This window comes from Kineococcus siccus, from assembly GCF_009906795.1.
GTDB lineage: Bacteria > Actinomycetota > Actinomycetes > Actinomycetales > Kineococcaceae > Kineococcus > Kineococcus siccus.
This window is the reverse complement of the sequence record NZ_JAAALN010000094.1, coordinates 1-15,787: the sequence shown is the minus strand read 5'-3', so window position 1 is coordinate 15,787 and position 15,787 is coordinate 1. Positions and strand designations below refer to the sequence as shown.

The following is a 15,787-nucleotide window of genomic DNA, read 5'->3' as shown; positions in this document are numbered from 1 at the left end:
CTCCCGGCGGCGGCCGCGGGCGGGCCCGCCGTCGTCGCGGTCGACCTGCCCAGCGGGCTGGCCGCGGACTCCGGGGCCGTGACCGGCGTCGTGCTGCCGGCCGACGTCACCGTCACCTTCGGCACCGCCAAGCCCTGCCACCTCCTCGCCCCCGCGGCCCCGCTGTGCGGCCGGCTCGTGGTCGTCGACATCGGCACCGCGGGCGAGCTGCCCGCCCCCGCGGTGACCCGCGCCGAGCCCGCCGACGTCGCCCGGGGCTGGCGGCGGCCCGGGCCCGGCGACGACAAGTACTCGCGCGGGGTGGTCGGCGTCGTCGCGGGCGGGCCGGACTACACCGGGGCCGCGGTCCTCGCGGTCCAGGCCGCCGTCCGCGCGGGCGCCGGCATGGTCCGCTACCTCGGCCCCGAGCACCCCACCGAGCTCGTCCGTCAGCGCCGCCCCGAGGCCGTGGTGGGCGGCGGCCGCGTGCAGGCCTGGGTCCTCGGGCCCGGGGTGTCACCCGACGACGAGGTGCAGGGCGGGCGGATCCGGGAGGCGCTCGCCGACGGCCGGCCCGCCGTCGTGGACGCGGGCGCCCTCGCCGGCCTGCCCGCGCAGCTCGGCCCGCTGCACGTCCTGACGCCCCACGCGGGCGAGCTCTCCCGGCTGCTCGCGAGCCTCGGGCACGACGTCGACCGGGCCGCCGTCGAGGCCGATCCGCTCGCCGCCGGGCGCGTGGTCGCCGAGGCCACCGGGGCGACGGTGCTGGTCAAGGGCTCGGTGACGACCGTCGTGTCCGCCGCGGGCCGCGTCGCGACGGCGGCCGCCGCCCCGGCGTGGCTCGGCACCGCGGGGGCCGGCGACGTCCTCGCGGGGGTCCTGGGCGCGGCGCTCGCCGCGCGGGCCGACGACCTCGCCGGCGACCCCGGGCTGGCCGTGGACGTCGCCGTCGCCGTCGCCGTCCTGCACGGCCGGGCCGCGACGCTCGCGAGCGCCGGCGGCCCGATCGCCGCCCTCGACGTCGCCGACGCGCTCCCCGCGGCCCTGACGAGCCTCCCCGGCTGGTGAGCGGCCGGCCGAGTACCGTCGCCGACGTGGAAGCTGCCGGGCCCGGAGCGCCGGGCGGGACCGCCGCGGCCGAGGCCGTGGTGGACCTCGACGCCATCGCCGCCAACGCGGCCGTGCTCACGGCCGCGGTGGGCGACGCCGCGCTGATGGCGGTCGTCAAGGCCGACGGCTACGGGCACGGGCTCGTCCCCACCGCCCGCGCGGCGCTCGCGGGCGGCGCCTCCTGGCTCGGGGTCGCGCACGTCGGGGAGGCGCTGCGGCTGCGCGCCGCCGGGGTCGCCGCGCCCGTGCTGGCCTGGATCCTCACGCCCGGCGCCGACCTGGACGCCGCGCTCCGGGCCGACGTCGACGTGTCGGTCGCCGCCGGCTGGGCGCTCGAGGAGGTCGTCGCCGCGGCGCGCCGGACCGGGCGGACCGCGCGCGTGCACCTCGAGGTCGACACCGGGCTGTCGCGGGGCGGCGCCGCGCCGCACGCGTGGCCGGCGCTGCTGAACGCCGTGGCGGAGCGCGTCGCCGACGGCGCGATCGAGGTGCGCGGCACCTGGGGCCACTTCGCGAGCGCCGACGAGCCGGGTGCGGCGTCGGTGCCCGCGCAGCTGTCCGCCTTCGAGGCGGCGCTCGCGAGCGCCCGCGCGGCGGGGGTGGACCCGGGCCTGCGCCACCACGCCAACTCGGCGGCCGCGCTGCTCGTGCCGGCCGCCCGCTACGACCTCGTGCGCTGCGGCATCGCCGTGGTCGGCCTGAGCCCCGCACCGCAGGTCGCGTCGGCCGCCGAGCTGGGCCTCGTCCCCGCCCTCACGCTGCGCACGCGCCTGGCACACGTGCGGCACGTGCCCGCCGGCGCGGGGGTGTCCTACGGGCACACCTTCACGACCGGGCGGGCGAGCACCCTGGGCCTCGTGCCGCTGGGCTACGCCGACGGGATCCCGCGGCACGCGTCCTCGGCCGGTGAGGTGCTCGTCGACGGCGCGCGCCGGCGCGTGGCGGGGCGCGTCTGCATGGACCAGTTCGTCGTCGACCTGGGGGAGCCGGGGGCGTCGGCGGCCGCGGCCGGCGACGAGGTCGTCGTGCTGGGTCCCGGGACCGCGGGCGAGCCGACCGCCCAGGACTGGGCCGAGGCCGCGGGGACCATCTCCTACGAGGTCGTCTCCCGCCTGGGTGAGCGCGTGCCGCGCCGCTGGACGGGCACCGCGGGGGTGCCCGCGTGAGCCCCCAGGTCAGCGCGTTCACCGCGACCCGGCTGCGTCGCGGCGAGCACGCGCGGCGTCCGGAGCTCCCGTCGCTCGCCGGCAAGCCCGTCCAGGTGGAGGCCGACGACGGCACCCGGCTGCACGTCGAGGTCGACGAGCCCGACCCCGCGCCCGCCGCCGGCACCCCCACCGTCGTGCTCCTGCACGGCTACGCGCTGACCGCGGACGCGTGGCACTTCCAGCGCCTCGCGCTGCGGGGCTGCTACCGGCTGCTGCTGCCCGAGCACCGCGGGCACGGCCGCTCCGAGCGCGGCCCCCTGGGCCCGACCGGCGTCGCCCGGCTGGCCGACGACCTCGGCGCGGTGCTGGACGCCGTCGCGCCCACCGGGCCCCTGGCGCTCGTCGGGCACTCGCTGGGCGGCATGACGATCATGGAGCTGGCCGTGCGCCGGCCCGACCTGCTCGACCGCACCACGGCCGTGGCTCTCGTGGCGACCAGCTCGGGCGGCCTCGCGGCCGTCGACCACGGGCTGCCGCTGCTCGGGCACCACCTCGTCCGCTGGGCGGAGGTCGCCCTGGACCGGGCCGCCGGCCGGGCCGCGGTGCTGGAGCAGGGCCGCCGGGCCGGGGCCGACCTCGAGCAGCGCCTGGTGCGGCACTGGTCGTTCGCCACGCCCGTCGCCCCGGAGCTCGTGCGCCTCGCCGCCCGGATGATGGCCGAGACCTCCGTGGAGGTCATCGCCGACTTCCTGCCCGCCTTCGGTCAGCTCGACGAGCGGCAGGCGCTGCCCGCGCTCGCGGGCCGCGCGGTGCTCGTCGTCGCGGCGGAGCGGGACCTCATGACGCCGGCCGGGCACGCCCGGGAGATCGCCGACGCGATCCCCGGCGCGGAGCACGTCCTGGTCCGCAGCGCGGGCCACCTCGTCATGCTCGAGCACCCGGCCTTGGTCACGGCCCGCCTCGAGCGGCTGCTCGCCCGGGCGGCGACCGGTGCCCCGGCCCCGGCCCACGAGGTCGTCGTCCCGGTCGTGCGCCGGCGCCGGCGGCGGGCCCGGTGAGCGGGGTGGGGACCGTGCGGGGGCAGCTGGCCACCGCCGCGGCCACGGCGGCGCTGGGCCGCCGCCTCGGTGCGCTGCTGCGGGCGGGGGACCTCCTGGTCCTGTCGGGTGACCTGGGGGCGGGCAAGACGACGCTCACCCAGGGCCTCGCCGACGGGCTCGGGGTGCGGGGGCCCGTGACCTCCCCGACGTTCGTCATCGCCCGGGTGCACCCGTCGCTGCGCGGCGGGCCGCCGCTCGTGCACGTCGACGCCTACCGCCTCGGCTCGCTGGCCGAGGTGGAGGACCTGGACCTCGAGGCCTCGGCCGGCGAGGCGGTGTCCGTCGTGGAGTGGGGTGCGGGGCTCGTCGAGGACCTGGCGGGGGACCGGCTCGAGATCGGCCTGCTGCGGCCGCACGGTGCCGGCGCGGCCGCCGGTCACCCGGACGAGGTACCCGTCGAACCTCGCTCCGTGTCGTTGACCGCTCACGGAGAGCGCTGGTCGGCGGTCGACCTGGCAGGCTTGCTGACATGACCGTCGAAGCGTTCACCAGCGAGCGCGCCCAGCCCTGGACCCGTCTGACGCCCGGCGCCGACACCGCCGTGCTCGTCGTGCACGGCTTCTCCAGCACCCCGCAGAGCGTCCGCGGCTGGGCGGAGGCGTTCGTCGCCGCCGGCTGCAGCGCCGACGTGCCCCGCCTGCCCGGGCACGGCACGAGCCTCGAGGACGCCAACCGGTCCACCTGGGCGGACTGGGTGGCCGCGCTCCAGCCGCCGCTCGCGGCGCTGCGGGAGCGGCACCGCGTGGTGGTCGTGGCCGGCATCTCGATGGGCGGCGCGCTCGCGCTGCGCCTGGCCCAGCTGCACCCCGGCCTGGTGGACGGCCTCGTGCTGGCGAACCCGGCGGTCGCGCTGGAGGCCCACCGGGCCCTGCCGGCCGCGACCTTCGGCCGGTTCGCCCGCACCTGGCCGGCCATCGCCGGCGACCTGAAGGACCCGACCGCCCACGAGGTGGCCTACGACCGCACGCCCCTGCGGGCCCTCATGTCGCAGACCCGCGGCTGGCGCCGGGTCCGCGCCGACCTCGGGCTCGTGCGGCAGCCCGTCCTGCTGCTGCGCACCGAGGTCGACCACGTCGTGCCGGCCCTCTCCAGCGCCCGGGTCCTGGCGGGCATTGCGTCCACCGACGTCACCGAGGTCGTCTACGGCAACAGCTTCCACGTCCTCACGCTGGACCACGACGCGCCCGCGGCGTTCGCGGAGTCGGTGCGGTTCGTGCGGCGGCTCACGGCCGCCGCAGCCGGCTGAGCCACTGCGCCGCCGCGCCGGCGAACCGCGCGGGCGGGACGGGCACCGACGCCAGCGCGCGGTCCCAGGACGCGGCGCGGCTGACCGCGGCCAGCCGCACGGCGAGCTCGACGGCCCGCGGCGCGACCGGTCCCCAGCCCTGCAGGTAGGCGGCCCGGTCCGCGTCGCGGTGCTCCTCGCGCTCGGCGACGAGCAGGCTGGCGAAGGGGTGCCCGACGCAGGCGTCGCCCCAGTCGAAGAGCCGCAGCCCGCGGGCGAAGACGTTGCCCGGGTGCAGGTCGTCGTGCTGCAGCGTCGGTGCGGGCCCGAGCGCCCCGAGCTCGGCGGCCTCGTCCGCGACGCGCGGCAGCACCCCCCGCAGGTGCGGTGCGCACCGGTCGACGAGGTCGGCGGCCACGTCGGCGAGCACGGCGGGCCGCGCGTCCGGCACCCCCAGCGCGAGGAGCTCCGCGACGTGGCCGGACGTCGCGCGCTGCAGCTGCGCGCAGCCGGCGAGCGCCGCGGGCCACGCGGCGTCGTCGCCCGTGTCCCGCACGGACGGGCCCCCGTCGGGCAGCAGCAGCCAGCCGCGGTCGGGCTCGGTCGCGAGCGGGCCCAGGACGTGCGGCACGCCCCAGCGCACGAGGGCCGGCAGCAGGCGCACCTCGTGGGCCGTGGGCGGCGGGCAGGCCTTGAGCCACGCGTCCCCGCCCGCGACCGGCAGCCGCCAGACCGTCGACCACGCCCGCTCCTTGACGAGCACCGGCGGGCCCGCGGGCTCGACGTGCTCCGCGGCCCACGCGAGCGCGGGGTGCCTCGGGTGCGCTGCGGGGCCCGGCACGTCCCAGAGCCTAGGGTGGCCACGTGCTGCTGCTCGCCCTGGACACCGCGACCGACGGCGTCGCGGTCGCGCTGCACGACGGCGAGCGCGTGCTCGCGAGCCTGCGCGCGGGGGACGCGCGCCACCACAACGAGGTCCTCGTGCCCACGGTGGCGTCCGTGCTCGAGGCCGCGGGCCGCGAGCGCGCGGAGGTCACCGACGTCGTGGTCGGGGTCGGGCCCGGCCCCTTCACCGGGCTCCGCGTCGGGATCGTCACCGCCCGCACGCTGGCCCTCGCGTGGGGGGCCGCGGTGCACGGCGTCTGCTCGCTCGACGCGCTCGCGGCGGAGGCCGTGGCCGACGGGCGCGCGCCGCGCGGCACCGCGTTCCTCGTGGCCACCGACGCCCGCCGCCGCGAGGTGCACACGGCCCGCTACCTCGCCGCCGACGCCGGGCTGCAGCGCCTCGCGGGGCCGGACGTCGGCCACCCCGGCGCGGTCGAGCGCGCCGGGGTCGTCGTCGTCGGACGGGGCAGCGCGCTGTACCCCGACGCCCTGGGCCCGGCCACGGGACCCTCCGACGTCGACGCCGGGTACCTCGCCGCGGTGGCCGCCGACGCCCTCGCGGGCCGTGGCGGGCCCGGCCTCCTGCCCGTGGAACCGCTCTACCTGCGCCGCCCGGACGCGACCGAACCCGGCGCCCGCAAGCGCGTCACCGGCTGAGGGCCGCCCGGCTCCCGGTTTGACAGGGCCTGCCCGGAGTCCCAGGGTTCGAGGCGTCCTGACCACCGGCTCACCGGGGAGCGCTCCATGTCGACGCAGTCCAGCCACGAGCTGCTCGCCTCACCCGTCCTGCGCTCCGCCATCTCCAAGGCGTCCCGCCGGCTCATGCCGATGCTCGTCATCCTCTACGTGGTGGCGTTCCTCGACCGAACCAACGTGGGTTTCGCCGCCGACTCCCTCGAGGTCGACCGCGGGATCAGCACGGCCGCCTACGCCTTCGGTGCGGGCATCTTCTTCATCGGCTACGCGATCTTCGAGATCCCGAGCAACCTGGCGCTGCAGCGCTTCGGGGCCAAGGCATGGCTCGCGCGCATCGCCATCACGTGGGGGCTGGTCTCCGCGGCCTTCGCCTTCGTGCAGGGTCCGACGTCGTTCATCGTGCTGCGCTTCCTGCTCGGCGTCACCGAGGCCGGCCTGTTCCCCGGCATCATCATGTTCCTCGCCGCGTGGTTCCCGAACCGCGAGCGCGTGCGGCTGTTCGCCATCTTCTACCTCGCGCAGCCCTTCTCCCAGATGATCGGTGCCCCGCTCTCCGGGGCGCTCATCGCGCTGGGGGACTCGAGCGTCTCCTTCGCGACCGGCTGGCAGATGATGTTCTTCGTCGAGGGCATGCTCGCGGTCCTCGCCGGGGTCGCGGCGTACTTCTTCCTCATCAACTCCCCGCAGGACGCGACGTTCCTCGACGCCGACGAGAAGCGCGCTCTGCGCGACGTCATGGCCGACGAGGACGAGGTCAAGCACGAGGAGGGCCCGAAGGGCATCCTTGCCGCGATGCGCAACGGCCGGGTCTGGTACTTCACCATCATCTACTTCTGCCTGCAGATCGCCGTCTACGGCGTCACGTTCAACCTGCCGCTGCAGGTGGCCGGGCTGCTGGACACCAAGGTGGGCCTCGCCGTCGGGCTGGTCACGGCGATCCCGTGGTTCTTCGGGATCTTCGCGTGCTACTCGATCGGCCGCGCCGCGAACACGATCCGTCGCCGCCGCACCCTGGGAACGCTGCTGTTCGTCTCCACGGGCGTAGCCATCGCCCTGTCCGCATGGACCGGCGCCAACGGTCAGAACGCCCTGTCCCTCGTCTTCATCACCCTCGCGGTCTGCTCGTTCCTCTCCATCGGCCCGATCTCGTGGTCCTACCCGACGGCCTTCCTCACCGGCACCGCGGCTGCCGCGGGCATCGGGCTCATCAACTCCCTCGGCAACCTCGGGGGTTTCGTCGCCCCCATCATGCGGGACGCGGTCGCGACCTCCTTCGGCTCCGACTCGGCGCCCAACGACGCCGCGGGCCTGTACGCCCTCGCCGTCCTCCCGTTCCTGGCGGCGGCGCTCATGTACGGCACCAAGCGCTTCCGCCTCGCGGGCGACAAGCTGCTCGAGGTGCAGCGCGAGGAGCGGGCAGCGAAGAGCTGACCCGTGGCCGACCTCGCCCTGCGCCCCCTGCGGTGGTGGGACCTCGCCGCGGTGCACGCGCTCGAGCACGAGCTGTTCGGGCCGACGGCGTGGTCGCTGGAGACGTTCTGGGGTGAGCTCGCCCAGCCGAACCGCCGCTACGTCGTGGCGGAGGACGCCGACGTCGTGGTCGGCTACGGCGGGGTGATGGTCACGGGGGCCGACGCCGACGTGCAGACGCTCGGGGTCGCGGCCGCGGGGCAGGGCCGCGGCACCGGTCGTCGCCTGCTGCGGGCCCTGCTGGACGCCGCCGCGTCGGCCGGCGCGACGCGCGCCGTGCTGGAGGTGCGCGCCGACAACGACGCGGCGCAGGCGCTGTACCGCTCCGAGGGCTTCGAGCAGATCGCGCGGCGCGCCCGCTACTACCAGCCCGGCGACGTCGACGCGGTGGTCATGCGGGCGGCGCTGCGACGTCGCTGACCAGCAGCACGCTCTGCCGGCCCCGCAGCCGGGTCAGGACGATCGTGGCGCTCCCGCGGCCGCGCAGGCCGAGCCGCCGGCGCAGGTCGTCCGGGTCGACGGCCGTGCCGCGCTTCTTCACCGTCAGGGTGCCGACGTCGAGCGCGCGCAGCCGGCTGCGCAGCGCCTTGAGCCCGAACGGCATGACGTCCTCGACGCGGAAGGCGCGCGCGAACGGCGACGTCGCGGGGGAGTCGGTGGTGACGTAGGCGATCGTCTCGTCGACCAGCCGGCCGTCGAGCTCGGCGACCACCGCGCCGACCAGGCCCGCGCGGATCACCGCGCCGTCCGGCTCGTGCAGGTAGGCGCCGACGTCGCCCACGTCCGTGCGCGAGGCGGCCGTGTCGTCGAGCCGCAGCTCGCGCCCGCCGCGCAGCAGCCGCGCGCTGCGGTGCACCCCGGGGCGAGCGAGCGGCCCCGTCCACAGGGCGCACTCCACGACGTCGCCGTCCACCGACGTCCACTGCGCCTCGGCCCCCGCGGGCACGAGCGCGTGCGGGAGGCCCGGCGCGAGCTTCGCACCCGTCGCGGGGACGCGGTCCGCGGTCGCGAGGACGAACGACAGCGGCGGTGAGACGGCCTCGGGGTCGAACACCCGCCGCCCCGACGAGGTCCGGCGCGCCGGGTCGAACCACGCGCCGTCGCCCGCGCCCAGCTCGTCCACCACGCCCGCGGTGACGTCGGCGCAGCGCACCTCGGCGCGGCCCGCGGCGACGGCGTCGGCGAGGTTGTGCGCCGCGACGGCCGCGGTCAGGGGGTCCGCGTCGACCGCCAGCACGCTCAGCCCCGCGTCGAGCAGCGCGAGCGCGTCGGCGCCGATCCCGCAGCCCAGGTCGGCCACCCGGTCGAGGCCCGCGGCGGCGAAGCGGTGCGCGTGCCCGGCGGCGACGGCCGCGCGCGTGGCCTGCTCGGCGCCCGGCGCGGTCAGGAGCAGCCGGTCCGCGCGCGGCCCGAGCTTCGCGCGGGCGCGGCCCCGCAGCCGGGCCTGGGTCATGGCGGCGGCGACGAGCGCGGCCTCGTGCCCCTCGGCGCGCAGCCGCTGACCCAGGACGAGGGGGTCGGCGTCGCCCGCCGCGGCGACGGCCGCCAGGGCCGAGCGCCCGGCCGGTGACGTCAGGGCGTCGACGTCGGCGAGCTCCACACCCGCGATGCTGCCAGCAGGCGGACGAGCGCCGCAGCGCAGGGCGCCTGGCACTCGGGAGGCGGGAGTGCTAGCGTCGGCGCCAGCGTCGGTGGCACTCTCCCCGTGGGAGTGCCAACCCCCGCGAGGCGGCGCCGCCCGGCACCCGCGACGACGTGCGTCCCGCCTCCTCGTGTCCGACCGCCATCCGCATCGACGTTCTGCAGAAGGGGAGGGCCGCACGTGTCGGTCTCCATCACGCCGCTCGAGGACCGCATCGTCGTCAAGCCGCTGGACGCGGAGCAGACGACCGCTTCCGGTCTCGTCATCCCGGACACGGCCAAGGAGAAGCCCCAGGAGGGCGAGGTCCTGGCCGTCGGTCCCGGGCGCGTCGACGACAACGGGAACCGCGTTCCCGTCGACGTCACCGTCGGCGACAAGGTCATCTACTCCAAGTACGGCGGCACCGAGGTGAAGTACGGCGGCGACGAGCTGCTGATCCTCTCGGCGCGCGACGTGCTCGCCAAGGTCACCAAGTAGCTCGAGCAGGCCTCACGGCCCGCTGAGTCGCTGCACGACGACGCCCTGGGAACCCGTACGGGGTCCCGGGGCGTCGTCGGTCTCGCACCACCCCGAGAACCGGAAGGACCACCCGCACCCATGGCCAAGACGCTGCAGTTCGACGACTCCGCCCGCCGCTCCCTCGAGCGGGGCGTGGACGCGCTCGCGAACGCCGTCAAGGTGACGCTCGGCCCCAAGGGCCGCAACGTCGTCATCGACAAGAAGTGGGGGGCGCCGACGATCACGAACGACGGCGTCACCATCGCCCGCGAGATCGAGCTCGAGGACCCCTACGAGAACCTCGGCGCGCAGCTCGCGAAGGAGGTCGCCACCAAGACGAACGACGTCGCCGGTGACGGCACCACCACCGCGACCGTGCTGGCCCAGGCGCTCGTGCACGAGGGCCTGCGCAACGTCGCGGCCGGGGCGGCTCCGGCCGGCCTCAAGCGCGGCATCGACGCGGCCGTCGACGCCGTGAACACCAAGCTGCTCGAGATGGCGCGCGACGTCGACGGCAAGGGCGACATCGCCCACGTCGCGACGATCTCCGCCCAGGACGCCGGTGTCGGCGACCTGCTGGCCGAGGCGTTCGACAAGGTCGGCAAGGACGGCGTCATCACGGTCGAGGAAGCCTCCACGACCACGCTGGAGCTGGACTTCACCGAGGGCATGCAGTTCGACAAGGGCTACATCTCGCCCTACTTCGTCACCGACGCCGAGCGCCAGGAGGCCGTCCTCGAGGACGCCTACGTGCTCGTCGTCCAGGGCAAGATCTCCACGGTCGGCGACCTGCTGCCGCTCCTGGAGAAGGTCCTGCAGGCCTCCAAGCCGCTGCTGATCATCGCCGAGGACGTCGACGGGGAAGCCCTCTCGACCCTGGTCGTGAACAAGATCCGCGGCACCTTCAACGCCGTCGCCGTCAAGGCCCCCGGCTTCGGCGACCGCCGCAAGGCGATCCTCGGCGACATCGCGACGCTCACGGGCGCGCAGGTCGTGGCCGAGGAGGTCGGCCTCAAGCTCGACGGCGTCGGCCTCGAGGTGCTCGGCACCGCGCGCCGCATCGTCGTGACCAAGGACGACACCACCCTCGTCGACGGCAACGGCGACTCGGGCGAGGTCGCCGGCCGCGTCGCGCAGATCAAGGCCGAGATCGAGCGCACGGACTCCGACTGGGACCGCGAGAAGCTGCAGGAGCGGCTCGCGAAGCTCGCCGGCGGCGTCGTCGTCATCAAGGTCGGCGCGCACACCGAGGTCGAGCTCAAGGAGAAGAAGCACCGCATCGAGGACGCCGTCTCCGCGACGCGCGCCGCGATCGAGGAGGGCATCGTCGCGGGCGGCGGCAGCGCCCTGGTGCACGCCGTCTCCGTGCTCGAGGGCGACCTCGGCAGGACCGGCGACGAGGCCACGGGCGTGCGCCTGGTCCGCAAGGCGGCCAGCGAGCCGCTGCGCTGGATCGCGGAGAACGCGGGCCACGAGGGCTACGTCGTCGTGGAGAAGGTCCGCGGCCTCGAGGCCGGCCACGGCCTCAACGCCGCGACCGACGAGTACGTCGACCTGCTCGCGGCCGGCGTCATCGACCCGGTGAAGGTGACGCGCTCCGCGCTGCGCAACGCCGCCTCGATCGCGTCGATGGTGCTCACCACCGACACGCTCGTCGTCGAGAAGAAGGAGGAGGAGCCCGACACGGGCCACGGCCACGGCCACGGCCACTGACCGGTCCCTCCCCGCACGACGAGAGGCCCGGCCCCCTGGGGGGCCGGGCCTCTTCGGCGTCCGGTGCGCACCACGCGCCGCGCTGAGCTGGACGGAGCGGGTGCGTCCTCAGCTCGCGATGCGGAGGGTGCGGCGACGCTCGGTGGAGTAGATGGCCTCGCGGTCGTCCTCGGTCAGGCCGCCCCAGACGCCGTAGGGCTCGCGCACCTTCAGCGCGTGCTGGCGGCACGCCTCGACGACGGGGCAGCCGGCGCAGACGGCCTGGGCCGCGGCGTCGCGGTTGCGGCGGGCCGGGCCGCGCTCGCCCTCGGGGTGGAAGAAGAGCGTGGGGTCGACGTCGCGGCACGAACCTTCGAGCTGCCACTCCCAGATGTCGGCGACGGGCCCGGGAAGACGGGAGATCTCAGCCATGGTGCGCTCCTTGAAGCAGGTGTTCGGGTCCGCTGCCGAGGCGGGGCGGTGAAGACGAGGCTGACGCTACAACCGCGCCAGAAGTTGTTCAACCCCCTGGCCCGAGGTTGTTCAGGTCGTCGCGTCGTTCCGGGTGCGGCGAGGGCCGGTCCGTGGCACGCGGGCGGAGGACAGCAGCCCCCTGCGGAGAGCGCGCAGCGCACCCGGGGTGAACAACGCTGAACAACCTCCCGTCCACGAGATCGCCGGATGGAGTGGCAGCCGGGCCCCCGGGTTGCGACACTCCGGAGGTGCCCTCGTCGCCCGAGGAGGTCGGACCCCGCGCCTCCCCCCGCATGACGCTGACCGTCGCCGCCGTGGCGCGACGGCTCGGCGTCGCCCCGGCGACCCTGCGCACCTGGGACCGGCGCTACGGCCTGGGGCCCTCCGAGCACACCGCCGGTGCGCACCGGCGCTACTCCGCGACCGACCTCGCGCGCCTCGTGGTCATGCGCCGCCTCACGCTGGAGGGCGTGGCCCCCGCCGAGGCGGCCGCGATCGCCTCGACGACCGCGGTGGCCGACGGCGGCTTCGCCCTCGCCAGCGTCGCGACGATCCCCGCCTCCGTCGTGCAGGCCGCCGTCACCGACGCCGCGGCCATCGCGGGGCCCGAGCTGGCCGCCGACCCGCTCGCGGGGGTCTGGGACCGCGACGACCTCGACCGGCTGGCGTCCGACCGCGCCGACGCCGTCGAGCGGGCCGCGGTCGAGGACGCCGAGGCCCGCCGCGCGGTCACGGCCTCGCCGGGGTCCGCCGGGCGCGCACCGGTGGCCCCCGCGGCGCAGGACGCGGCGGCGCGCGTGCCCGCGCAGCAGCGCCCCGGGGTGTCGCCGGCGGCCGCGGCCCGGTTCACCGACGCGGTCCGCGAGCGCGGTGCGGCGCGCGCCTGGGACGAGGTCCTGCAGCCCGCCCTCGCCGGCGGCGACGAGGCCACCGCCGCGGCCGTCGCGAGCGCCCTGCACGTCGGGGCCGTCGGCACGACCGCGCGCGCCGTCCTGCTGGCCGGCACCACGGGGGAGGCGGGCGGCCTCCTGCTGCGGGCCGCGACGGCCGCGCTCGCGGAGCGCGACCTCCCGTCCCGCACCGCCGGCGCCGGGGTGCCGGCCCGGCTGCTGGCCGCGGCGGTGCGGCGCGACGCCCCGCCCGCCGTCCTGCTGCACGCGTCCCGGCGCACGGCCGCGGGCGAGCTCGACGCCCTGCTCGCGGTGCGGCCCGCGCCCCTCGTCGTCCTCCTGGGGCCCGGCTGGCCGCCGGTCGTCCCGCCGTCGTGCGTGCGGGCCGCGTCGCTGGCCGACGCGGTCGCGCGGTGCGCGGGCGCCGTCCTCGCCTGACGCCACCCCTCGACGCCACCGCCTGACCTCACCGCCCGATGTCCACCGCGGGCGGGCCGACACCCGGCTGGCAACGGGAGCCGACCGCACACCGGGCTCAGGTCACCCCCTGGACCTGCCGACACTCACCCTGTGGCGCTCTCGGAGCGTCGCAGCGGGTCCACGGACGGACCCGCTCCACCACACAGGGAAGAGGTAGGCGGTGGCAACGGTCCTGGTCTGCGACGACCTCCCGCTGGCACGCGAGGCGATGCGGCGCATGGTCGCCGCGGTGCCCGGCGTGACACGCGTGGTCGGCGCGTCCTCCGGAGAAGAAGCCCTGACGAGGTGGCCCGTCGAACGGCCCTCCCTCGTCATCATGGACGTCCGCATGCCCGGGATCGGGGGCGTGGAGGCCGCTCGCCGGCTGCTCGCCCGTCATCCCGAGGCGAACGTCCTCATGGCCACGATGGCGGAGGACGGTGACGGCGTGGCTCGTGCCGTGGCCTCCGGCGCCCGCGGCTACCTGGTCAAGGACGTGTCCCGCGAGGAGCTCGCGACGGCCGTCCTGCAGGCCCTGCAGGACGTCTCGCGCCGTCGCGGGGGCAACCGCACCCGCGCGGTCCTCACCGGCCGGGCGCCGGTCCTGACCGAGCGGGAGCAGCAGGTCCTCGTCGGCATGAGCCGGGGCCGCAGCAACGCGGAGATCGGCCGGGAGCTGTTCCTGTCCGAGGACACGGTGAAGACGCACGCCCGGAGGTTGTTCCGCAAGCTGGACGCCGCCGACCGCGCACAGGCCGTGGCTGTGGGATTCCGCTGGGGCCTCGTACGGTAGAGGCGTGAGCCCTGGGGGCGAAGAGGCCGGTGGCCCGCCCGTTGCAGACGCCGAACGGCGTTCCGGCGGCGGTGTAACACCGCCCCGGCCCCCAGCGATGTCCCCAGTGGATGCCGGGGGGCTCCAGGAACTGGCGACGCGCGCCCTGTCGGGGGAACAGGGCGCCGTCGCCGACCTCCTGGCCGCGGTGCGCCGCCTCGTCCACCGTTACTGCCGGGCCAGGCTCGGGCGACTGCCCGGAGCCGATCACGCCGCCGAAGACGCGGCACAGGAGGTCTGCATCGCCGTGCTGACGGCCCTGCCCCGCTACAAGGACACGGGTCGCCCCTTCGAGGCGTTCGTGTACCGCATCGCGGCCAACAAGGTCGCGGACGCGCAGCGGGCCTCCTACCGGGCACCGGTGCCCACCGACGAGGTCCCGGACGCGGCGACGCCCGAACCGGGGCCCGAGCAGCTCGCCATGGACTCCTTCGACGCGGCGACCGTGGGCCGCCTGCTCGACCACCTCCCGCCCAAGCTGCGGGAGATCATCACGCTGCGCGTCGGGGCCGGGATGTCGGCCGAGGAGACCGGCCGCGCGCTGGACATGACCGCGGGCGCCGTCCGCGTCGCGCAGCACCGCGCGATGCAGCGGCTGCGCAAGATCGCCCTCGACGAGCAGATGCTGGAGGTCGCACCGTGAACGACGGCGACGGCCCCGACCTGCCGGAATGCCCCGACCTGCCCGAGGGTCCCGACCTGTTCAAGGGTCCCCGGGGCACCGACCGCGGCCACCTCCGCGACGGGCACCTGCGCGACGTCCGCGCCGGCCACCTGCGTGACGGCCACCTGCGCGACGGGCACCTGCGCGACGGGCACCTGCGCGACGCCCTCCTGCCCGACGCGGGCCTGCCGACCGTGCCGGACCTCCTGGCCACCGACGCGCTCCTGGACCGGCTCGGCCGCCACGAGGCGACCGACGGCGACCTGCGCGACGCCGTGTCCCTGCTGCTCGACCGCTACGCGCTCCACGCCGACCCCGAGACCGCGGGCGTGCGCGGCCTGGAGCTGCCGCGCGTCGAGGACCTGCCCGGCGAGCCGCCCGCCACCGCCACCTCGCCCGACGCCCCGCGCGTCCTGCTCGCCCGGCGCCGGACCGTCGAGCGCCTCGGTCGCGGCACCGCCGCGGCCTGCGCCGTGCTCGCCCTGTTCGGCGGCACCGCCGCCGTCGCCGCGACCGGCGGCGCCGACGTCACCGGCTCCGCCGCGGCCGAGCCGATCGCCGGCGGCGACGGGGCGCCGGGCTTCCGCCTCGGCGGCACCTTCACGTCCTGGCTCACGGGGACCCCCGAGGACCGCGCCGAGAGTGCCCTGCGCCGCCTCACCGAGCAGGCCACCGAGGGTGACCCCGAGAAGGCCGCCGCGGCGGCCGCGGCCGCGCGCCGCCTCGCCGGGGACCTGCGCGCCTCCGGGGCCTCCGTGCAGCTCGCGGCCCAGGCCGACGCCTTCGCCACGACCGTGCAGCAGGCCATCGAGCGCGGCGCCGACGTCGCCCAGGCCCTCGACGGGCCCGTGCGCCCGCCGGGCGTCACGGTCGACCCCGCGCTCGTCTCCCCGACGTCGAGCACGCTGCCCGGCGTCATCAGCCAGGGCCTGCGGCAGACCGCCGGGCCCGACGGGCCCTACGCGCCCACCAGCCCGACCGCGTCGCCCGGCACCTCCGGCGCCGCCACGCCCACCCCCGGGG

Annotated in this window: 17 protein-coding genes; 14 read left to right on the top strand and 3 right to left on the bottom strand. The window is 76.9% G+C overall.

Going from position 1 to position 15,787, the window contains the following annotated elements; all coding sequences use genetic code 11:
• The 5 genes from GTR02_RS11950 to GTR02_RS11930 form a co-directional block, all read left to right on the top strand.
• On the top strand, positions 1-1,047 hold a 1,047-nt coding region (locus tag GTR02_RS11950), incomplete at its 5' end, for a bifunctional ADP-dependent NAD(P)H-hydrate dehydratase/NAD(P)H-hydrate epimerase (protein ID WP_166607723.1).
• A 26-nt stretch (positions 1,048-1,073) separates the two neighbouring features.
• Positions 1,074-2,255, top strand: coding sequence for an alanine racemase (alr, locus tag GTR02_RS11945; protein ID WP_166607722.1), 1,182 nt, complete (start codon positions 1,074-1,076; stop codon positions 2,253-2,255).
• Complete coding sequence (locus tag GTR02_RS11940) at positions 2,252-3,295, top strand: alpha/beta fold hydrolase (protein WP_166607721.1); 1,044 nt, start codon at positions 2,252-2,254, stop codon at positions 3,293-3,295. Before alr ends, GTR02_RS11940 begins: the two co-directional genes overlap by 4 nt.
• On the top strand, positions 3,292-3,810 hold the full coding sequence (gene tsaE, locus GTR02_RS11935) for a tRNA (adenosine(37)-N6)-threonylcarbamoyltransferase complex ATPase subunit type 1 TsaE (RefSeq protein WP_166607720.1): 519 nt from the start codon (positions 3,292-3,294) through the stop codon (positions 3,808-3,810). Before GTR02_RS11940 ends, tsaE begins: the two co-directional genes overlap by 4 nt.
• Positions 3,807-4,583, top strand: a complete 777-nt coding sequence (locus tag GTR02_RS11930; protein ID WP_166607719.1) for an alpha/beta hydrolase — start codon at positions 3,807-3,809, stop codon at positions 4,581-4,583. Before tsaE ends, GTR02_RS11930 begins: the two co-directional genes overlap by 4 nt.
• On the opposite strand, the gene GTR02_RS11925 is transcribed toward GTR02_RS11930, so the two are convergent.
• The gene (locus GTR02_RS11925) at positions 4,561-5,403 is read right to left on the bottom strand and encodes a phosphotransferase (RefSeq protein WP_166607718.1); all 843 of its coding nucleotides are present in this window, start codon (positions 5,401-5,403) and stop codon (positions 4,561-4,563) included. The genes GTR02_RS11930 and GTR02_RS11925 overlap by 23 nt on opposite strands.
• A gap of 23 nt (positions 5,404-5,426) precedes the next feature.
• Between GTR02_RS11925 and tsaB the strand changes: the two genes are divergently transcribed.
• The 3 genes from tsaB (at position 5,427) to rimI (ending at position 8,033) form a co-directional block, all read left to right on the top strand.
• Entirely contained in the window at positions 5,427-6,104 is a 678-nt protein-coding gene (gene tsaB, locus GTR02_RS11920) for a tRNA (adenosine(37)-N6)-threonylcarbamoyltransferase complex dimerization subunit type 1 TsaB (protein ID WP_166607717.1), read from the top strand.
• Positions 6,105-6,191: 87 nt separating this feature from the next.
• The gene (locus tag GTR02_RS11915) at positions 6,192-7,574 is read left to right on the top strand and encodes an MFS transporter (protein ID WP_166607716.1); all 1,383 of its coding nucleotides are present in this window, start codon (positions 6,192-6,194) and stop codon (positions 7,572-7,574) included.
• Between the two features lie 3 nt (positions 7,575-7,577).
• The gene (rimI, locus tag GTR02_RS11910) at positions 7,578-8,033 is read left to right on the top strand and encodes a ribosomal protein S18-alanine N-acetyltransferase (protein ID WP_166607715.1); all 456 of its coding nucleotides are present in this window, start codon (positions 7,578-7,580) and stop codon (positions 8,031-8,033) included.
• On the opposite strand, the gene GTR02_RS11905 is transcribed toward rimI, so the two are convergent.
• Entirely contained in the window at positions 8,005-9,213 is a 1,209-nt protein-coding gene (locus GTR02_RS11905; protein WP_166607714.1) for a THUMP-like domain-containing protein, read from the bottom strand. The genes rimI and GTR02_RS11905 overlap by 29 nt on opposite strands.
• Positions 9,214-9,435: 222 nt before the next feature.
• Between GTR02_RS11905 and groES the strand changes: the two genes are divergently transcribed.
• Together groES and groL are read left to right on the top strand one after the other, a co-directional pair.
• The gene (gene groES, locus GTR02_RS11900) at positions 9,436-9,732 is read left to right on the top strand and encodes a co-chaperone GroES (RefSeq protein ID WP_166607713.1); all 297 of its coding nucleotides are present in this window, start codon (positions 9,436-9,438) and stop codon (positions 9,730-9,732) included.
• 120 nt (positions 9,733-9,852) lie between these two features.
• Positions 9,853-11,466 carry a chaperonin GroEL gene (gene groL / locus GTR02_RS11895; protein WP_166607712.1) on the top strand — a complete coding sequence of 538 codons (1,614 nt, stop codon included), beginning with the start codon at positions 9,853-9,855 and terminating at the stop codon, positions 11,464-11,466.
• Positions 11,467-11,574: 108 nt separating this feature from the next.
• On the opposite strand, the gene GTR02_RS11890 is transcribed toward groL, so the two are convergent.
• Positions 11,575-11,877 (bottom strand): WhiB family transcriptional regulator, encoded by a 303-nt coding sequence (locus GTR02_RS11890; protein WP_166607711.1) that lies wholly within the window; start codon positions 11,875-11,877, stop codon positions 11,575-11,577.
• Positions 11,878-12,167: 290 nt separating this feature from the next.
• On the opposite strand from GTR02_RS11890, the gene GTR02_RS22415 reads away from it, so the two are divergent.
• From GTR02_RS22415 to GTR02_RS11870, 4 genes are all read left to right on the top strand, one after another.
• The gene (locus GTR02_RS22415; protein WP_338073768.1) at positions 12,168-13,247 is read left to right on the top strand and encodes a MerR family transcriptional regulator; all 1,080 of its coding nucleotides are present in this window, start codon (positions 12,168-12,170) and stop codon (positions 13,245-13,247) included.
• Between the two features lie 202 nt (positions 13,248-13,449).
• Positions 13,450-14,061 carry a response regulator transcription factor gene (locus GTR02_RS11880; protein ID WP_166607710.1) on the top strand — a complete coding sequence of 204 codons (612 nt, stop codon included), beginning with the start codon at positions 13,450-13,452 and terminating at the stop codon, positions 14,059-14,061.
• A gap of 97 nt (positions 14,062-14,158) precedes the next feature.
• On the top strand, positions 14,159-14,743 hold the full coding sequence (gene shbA, locus GTR02_RS11875; RefSeq protein WP_205709108.1) for an RNA polymerase sigma factor ShbA: 585 nt from the start codon (positions 14,159-14,161) through the stop codon (positions 14,741-14,743).
• The coding region (locus GTR02_RS11870; protein ID WP_166607709.1) for a hypothetical protein at positions 14,740-15,787 on the top strand (1,048 nt) is incomplete at its 3' end. The genes shbA and GTR02_RS11870, both read left to right, overlap by 4 nt.

Coding starts and splice junctions, on each gene's coding strand:
- shbA (WP_205709108.1), top strand. CDS start 14,159: ATGTCCCCAGTGGATGCCGGGGGGCTCCAGGAACTGGCGACGCGCGCC.
- GTR02_RS11890 (WP_166607711.1), bottom strand. CDS start 11,877: ATGGCTGAGATCTCCCGTCTTCCCGGGCCCGTCGCCGACATCTGGGAG.
- groL (WP_166607712.1), top strand. CDS start 9,853: ATGGCCAAGACGCTGCAGTTCGACGACTCCGCCCGCCGCTCCCTCGAG.
- GTR02_RS11930 (WP_166607719.1), top strand. CDS start 3,807: ATGACCGTCGAAGCGTTCACCAGCGAGCGCGCCCAGCCCTGGACCCGT.
- GTR02_RS11915 (WP_166607716.1), top strand. CDS start 6,192: ATGTCGACGCAGTCCAGCCACGAGCTGCTCGCCTCACCCGTCCTGCGC.